Here is a 6,108-nt window from a genome sequence, read left to right as displayed (position 1 = left end):
GCACCCCGGTGCGCGAGGCCCTCAAGCGCCTCGAACGCGAACGCCTCGTCGTCGCCTACCCCCGCCGCGGCACCTTCGCCACCGCCGTCGACATGACCGACCTCGCCGACATCTCCGAGATCCGCAAACGACTCGAACCGACCGCCGCCGCCCGCGCCGCGCGCTCCGCGACCCAGGACGCCCGGGCCCGACTCGCCGCGCTCGCCGCCGACATCGCCGAGATCTCCGACACCGAGGACCCCCGCGAGGTGCTGCGCAAGGACGTCCACGTGCACCGCGAGATCTACCGGGCCTCGGGCAACCCGCACCTCGAGGACATCCTCGTCAGCCTCGACGCCCACGCCACCCGCATCTGGTGCCTGTTCCTCGACCGACTCCCCGACGTCGCCAGCCACGTCCGCGAGCATGCTGCCTTGCTGCAAGCCATCGTCGACGGCGACGAGGACACCGCGTCCGCGCTCACCCTCGCGCATGTCGCCGGTTTCGAGCAGGCCATCCGCAAACTGCTGTAGGCGCTCCGCGCCCGTGCGCCTTTCTGGTTGTTCCCGCTACCAGAAAGGCGCACGGGCGGCGAAGCCGCCTCAACTGAAGACGACCGTCCGGTGTCCGTGAAGCAGGACGCGGTTCTCGCAGTGCCAGCGCACGGCCCGGGAGAGTGCGAGGGCTTCGGCGTCCTGCCCGACGGTGGCGAGTCGCACCGGGTCGAAGGTGTGGTCGATGCGGATGACTTCCTGCTCGATGATGGGCCCTTCGTCGAGGTCGGGTGTCACATAGTGGGCCGTCGCGCCCACCTGCTTGACGCCGCGATCGAACGCCTGGTGGTAGGGCTTGGCGCCCTTGAAACCGGGCAGGAACGAGTGGTGGATGTTGATCGCGCGCCCGCGGAGCGCCCGGCATGCGTCGTCCGACAGCACCTGCATGTAGCGGGCCAGCACCACGAGGTCGGCGTCGTACCGGTCGACGAGCGACAGCAGTTCGGCTTCCGCCTCCGGCTTGGTCGTGGGGGTGACGGGAACGTGAACGAACGGCAGGCCGGCGGCCTCGGCCATCGGCCGCAGCACCTCGTGGTTGGAGACGACGGCGACGAGTTCGGCGCCGAGATTGCCTGCCCGCCAACGGAAGATGAGGTCGTTGAGGCAGTGGCCCATCTTCGACACCATCACGATGACGCGGGGCAGATCGCTGCCGTTGAATGTGAACGTCATGCCGAACTTCGCGGCCACGTCGGCGAATTGGGCGGTCAGGTGCTCGATGTCGACGTCGCCCGCCGACACGAACGACGTGCGGAGGAAGAAGGCGTCGCTGCGGGTGTCGTCGAACTGCTGATGTTCGGCGATGTCGCAGTTCTGCTCGAAGAGGAAGGAGCTGATGGCGTGCACGATCCCGGGACGCTGGGCGCAGCTGAGCGTCAGGGTGAAGGTCTGGGGCATGGGGTCTCCTCGAAGCGGAACCATTGAGGTGTCAGTTCTAAAGAACTGATATATCAAAAATGCTATTGCAGAGTAGAGAAGCGGGTCAAGGGGCGGACCACCACCTGGCTGAGCGAGGCGGCGGACCCGGCGCCGGTGTGGTTTAGGCTCGGATTTTTTTCATTTCGGGGTCGACGAGGGGTTCGGCGACGATGGTGGCGGGGATGCGGGTGCCGAAGTAGTCGATCTCGACGGTGSTGCCGGTGCCGGCGGTGGCGGGTAGCCAGGCGTAGGCGATGGGGGCGCCGACGGTGTGGCCGTAGGCGGCGCTGGTGACGTAGCCGGCGGGTTGGCCGTCGAGGTAGACGGGTTCGTGGCCCAGCACCACGGAGGTGCGGTCGTCGATCATCAGGCAGGCGAGGCGCCGCGTGACGGTRTCGTCGGACACACCGTCGAGTGCGTCGCGGCCGACGAAGTCGCCCTTCTGGGGGCGGACGGCGAACCCGAGTCCGGCCTCGTAGGGGTTGTGTTCGGTGGTCATGTCGGTGCCCCAGGAGCGGTAGCCCTTTTCCATCCGGAGGCTGTTGAAYGCGGCCCGGCCGGCGGCGATGATCTCGTACTGCTGTCCCTCCGCCCAGAGCACGTCCCAGAGGCGTTGGCCGTTGTCGGCGGTGGTGTAGAGCTCCCAGCCGAGTTCGCCGACGTAGGACAGGCGCATCGCGGTGACSGGGATGCCGCCGATCCGGACCTGCTTGGAGCGGAAGTATTTGAAGKTGTCGTTGGAGAAGTCGTCGCGGCTGATGGCCTGGACCAGGTCSCGGGCGCGGGGYCCCCACAGGCCGATGCAGCAGGTGCCGCCGGTGATGTCGCGGATCTGGACGGTGCCGTCGGTGGGGGCGTGGCGGCGCAGGTAGTCGAGGTCGAGGTTGCTGTTGGCGCCGATCTGGAAGACGGTGTCGGCCAGGCGGGCGACGGTGAGGTCGCTGCGGATGCCGCCGGCGGTGTCGAGGGCGAGGGTGTAGGTGACCGCGCCGACGGTTTTGTCCATCTTGCCGGTGGTCAGCGGTTCGAGCAGGGCCAGGGCGCCGGGCCCGGAGACCTCGAGCCGTTTGAGGGGGGTCATGTCGTACATCGCSACCGAGGTGCGGGTYTTCCAGGCCTCGGCGGCGGCGATGGGGGAGTGGAACATCGCGGCCCACGGTTCGCGGGCCGGCGGCTGCCACTGGGCAGGAAGCTGCTSGASCAGGTGCGCGTTGGCCTCGTACCAGTGCGGGCGTTCCCAGCCGGCGCCCTCGAGGAAGAYGGCGCCGAGTTCGCTCTGSCGGGCGTGGAACGGGCTGACCCGGATGYCACGGGGGGATTGYTTCGGTTGCAGGGGGTGCATGACGTCGTAGATTTCGACGAAGTTCTGTTGGGAGGTTTCGCTGACGTAGTCGGGGTCGAGTTGGATGTCCTCGAACCGGTGCACGTCGCAGCCGTGCAGTTCGACCTCGGAGCGGCCGTCGACGAGCAGTTGCGCGACGGCGCGGGCGACGCCGGCGGAGTGGGTGACCCACACGGCCTCGGCGATCCAGAATCCGGTGATGTCGGGGGATTCGCCGATCAGCGGGCCGCCGTCGGGGGTGAAGGAGAACACCCCGTTGAAGCCGTGCTCGATCTTCGCGGTCTCGAGGCAGGGCAGCAGCAGCTTGGACTGCTCCCACGACGGTGCGAAGTCCTCTTCGGTGAACGCCAGCATCGAGGGCATGGCGGAGTCGGAGATGTCGGCGCTGTCGGTCAACTCGCGGGTGTTCACCGGCATCGGGCGGTGYGCGTAGGTGCCGATGCCGAGGCGGTCGACGTGCTCGCGGAAGTAGAGGTCCTGGTCCTGGTGCCGCAGGATCGGGAAGCCGGCCTCGGCGAGGGTGGTGTTGCGGCCGACGAGTTCGGGGATCTGGTCGGTGGTGGCGTACTGGTGCGCCAAGGGGAGGAGSGGSACGTCCATGCCGACGAGTTCGCCGAGTTCGGGGCCCCAGAATCCGGCGCAGGAGACGACGATGTCGGCGGGGATSRYGCCGTGGTTGGTGGTGACGCCGGTGACCTTGCCGCCGKSGTGCTCGATGCCGATCACCTTCGTCGAACCCTGGAACACGGCACCGCGGGCCTCGGCGCGGCGGGCCAGGGCGACGACGACGCGGGCGGCCTTGGCGAGGCCGTCGGTTTCCACGTACAGGCCGCCGAGGACCCGCCTCTGGTCGAGGAGGGGGTGCAGTTTCGCGCACTCGGCCGGGTCGAGGACGCTGCCGTCGATGCCCCAGGAGGTGGCCCAGCCCTGCTTGCGGTGCAGGTCCGCCAACCGTTCCTCGGTGGTGGCGATCTCGAGGCCGCCGAGTTGGTTGAAGCACCACTGGCCGTCGACGTCGAGGCTSAGGAACTTCTCGACGGTGTAGCGGGCGAGTTCGGTCATCGTCTTCGAGGCGTTCGTCTGGAACACCAGYCCCGGCGCGTGGGAGGTGGAGCCGCCGGTCAGTGGCAGCGGCCCCTGGTCGAGGACGGTGATCTTGTCCCAGCCACGAGCGGTGAGCTCGTCGGCCAGGTTCGCACCGACGATGCCGGCTCCGATGATCACGACGCGCGGTGAACCCATGATGGTCCTTCCTGAAGTGGATGTGCGATCGCCTGCACTCCGCGGATCGTCCGTATTGCACACTGCGCCTTGGTCGTACACGCGACAAGTGCGAGCGGGAACGGATGATCGGCAAGCGGGAAGAGCGGTGTCGACAACTGATATATCAAGCACTGTAGTGTGTGTCACGTAGCGGGTCAACCCTCGCTCGATGACCTGCTATACACGTTGCTCACGGAGATCTTCGGCGCCGCCGGGGTGCATGCCCGTTCGGCGGTCGGGGTTGCCGTGCTCCCGATCGATGCGCCGGTCGAGGTGGAGATCGTCGTCGAGGTCGACTGAGGGGCGAAGCCGGTCGGAGCCCGTCAATCCTGCTGGTAGCGCTGCAGTAGTTGCAGACTCCGACGTCGTATTTCTCGCCCGATGGAGGCGCTCTTGCGGCGGTCGGACTCCGACATCCCGCCCCATACCCCGTGTGATTCCTTCGATGCCAGTGCGTGATCTCTGCACAGGTCGATCACCGGGCAGGTGGCGCAAATGTCCTTGGCTGCGCGTTCGCGTTCGATGCGGCGGGGTTTGCTTTCGCCGTCCGGAGGGAAGAAGACGTCCATGCCCTCGGATCGGCATCGTGCTCGTAGGCGCCAGTCCACTCCATCCGGCTGTGCCACGACTGCCGTGAAGTTCTGCAGCGACATTTCGACTCCATAGTTGTACGCGTAGTGGATGGTGTCGGCCGACTGGGCTCAGGCTGATCTGTACCCGCGACGGGAGGGCGCGGGTTGGCCTCGTGTGCGGCGGGCGGCGGCGCCAGGCCTGCATCGTCCGGAGTGGACCACACGAATCGGCATCAAAGCTGTTCCTTTGCAGTGTATCTCACACTCCGATGCTCTTCGGGTGCTGTGGCCGGGTCGCGGGATTCGCGTCGTCGCCCCCTCGCGATCCCGGCTTCGGGTGTGTAAGGTAACACTTACCTACGGTACCGTAGGTTACGAATCGCGAAGAGCCGACGACGCGACATGCGTCGTTCGAGCATGCCAAGCCGGGAAGGGTTGCCATGGCGATTGCAGATGTCAAGGAATACGCACATCTCACCGAAGCCGATGTCGAGGCGCTCGGGCGCGAGTTGGATGCGATCCGCCGCGATATCGAAGAATCTCGCGGGGAGCGCGACGCGCGCTACGTGCGGAACACCATCAGGTTGCAGCGTTCGCTCGAGATCGGCGGCCGCGCAGTGCTGTTCGGGAGTCGCAGACGGCCGGCATGGCTGCTCGGGGCGGGCATGCTCGGTGTCTCGAAGATCATCGAGAACATGGAACTCGGCCACAACGTGATGCACGGGCAGTGGGACTGGATGAACGATCCGGAAATCCACTCCACGTCGTGGGAATGGGATATCCACGATCCATCCGCGCACTGGAAGCAGACGCACAACTATCTGCACCACAAGTACACCAACGTTCTCGGCATGGACGACGACGTGGGATACGGCCTGCTCCGGGTCACTCGCGACCAGCGGTGGCGGCCGTTCAATACCGGCAATCTCGTCTACAACACCCTGCTGACGCTGTTCTTCCAGTGGGGCGTCGCTGTGCAGCACCTCGAGCTCGGCAAGGTGGTCAAGCGGGGTGACCTCAGCCCGGAGACGAAACAGAAGGCCCGCGAGGTCGGCACGAAGATCGGCAAGCAGCTGGTCAAGGATTACGTGATCTACCCGGCCCTCACCGGCCCGGCATGGAAGAGCACGATCACGGCGAACTTCGCGGCGAACACCATCCGCAACGTGTGGGCGAACGCGATCATCTTCTGCGGGCACTTTCCGGACGGCGCCGAGAAGTTCACGAAGGCCGACATCGACAAGGAGACGCAGCCCGAGTGGTACCTGCGCCAGATGCTCGGTAGCGCCAACATCGAGGGCAGCAGGCTGATGGACTTCATGTCCGGCAACCTGAGCTACCAGATCGAGCACCACCTGTTCCCCGACCTGCCGAGCAATCGGTATGCGGAGATCGCGGTGCGGGTGCGGGCGCTGTGCGAGAAATACGACCTGCCGTACACGACCGGCCCGTTCCTGGTGCAGTACGCGAAGTCGTGGCG

At 66.5% G+C, this 6,108-nt stretch carries 5 protein-coding genes and 1 pseudogene; 3 read left to right on the top strand and 3 right to left on the bottom strand.

Annotation, left to right across the window (positions count from 1 at the left end; translation table 11 throughout):
• Positions 1–512, top strand: a 512-nt coding sequence (locus tag AC1DWT_RS49040) for a GntR family transcriptional regulator (RefSeq protein WP_477926047.1), incomplete at its 5' end; no start/stop codon positions are given.
• A gap of 69 nt (positions 513–581) precedes the next feature.
• Here the strand turns inward: AC1DWT_RS49040 and purU are convergent.
• Both purU and AC1DWT_RS49030 read right to left on the bottom strand, forming a co-directional pair.
• Positions 582–1,430 (bottom strand): formyltetrahydrofolate deformylase, encoded by an 849-nt coding sequence (gene purU / locus AC1DWT_RS49035; RefSeq protein ID WP_072951716.1) that lies wholly within the window; start codon positions 1,428–1,430, stop codon positions 582–584.
• 142 nt (positions 1,431–1,572) lie between these two features.
• A complete protein-coding gene (locus tag AC1DWT_RS49030; RefSeq protein WP_477926046.1) occupies positions 1,573–4,035 on the bottom strand; it encodes a GcvT family protein in 2,463 nt (820 codons plus the stop codon).
• A 207-nt stretch (positions 4,036–4,242) separates the two neighbouring features.
• On the opposite strand from AC1DWT_RS49030, the pseudogene AC1DWT_RS49025 reads away from it, so the two are divergent.
• A pseudogene (locus tag AC1DWT_RS49025) lies at positions 4,243–4,356 on the top strand (RidA family protein); the annotation flags it as partial.
• Positions 4,357–4,379: 23 nt separating this feature from the next.
• Here the strand turns inward: AC1DWT_RS49025 and AC1DWT_RS49020 are convergent.
• On the bottom strand, positions 4,380–4,709 hold the full coding sequence (locus AC1DWT_RS49020) for a WhiB family transcriptional regulator (protein WP_072951661.1): 330 nt from the start codon (positions 4,707–4,709) through the stop codon (positions 4,380–4,382).
• A 359-nt stretch (positions 4,710–5,068) separates the two neighbouring features.
• Between AC1DWT_RS49020 and AC1DWT_RS49015 the strand changes: the two genes are divergently transcribed.
• Positions 5,069–6,108 (top strand): fatty acid desaturase family protein (locus AC1DWT_RS49015; protein WP_477926045.1); only part of this gene is annotated, 1,040 nt, incomplete at its 3' end.

It is taken from the genome of Rhodococcus sp. P4_B6, assembly GCF_056402215.1.
Note: the sequence above shows the minus strand (reverse complement) of the source record. Positions and strands in the feature narration are given on the sequence as shown.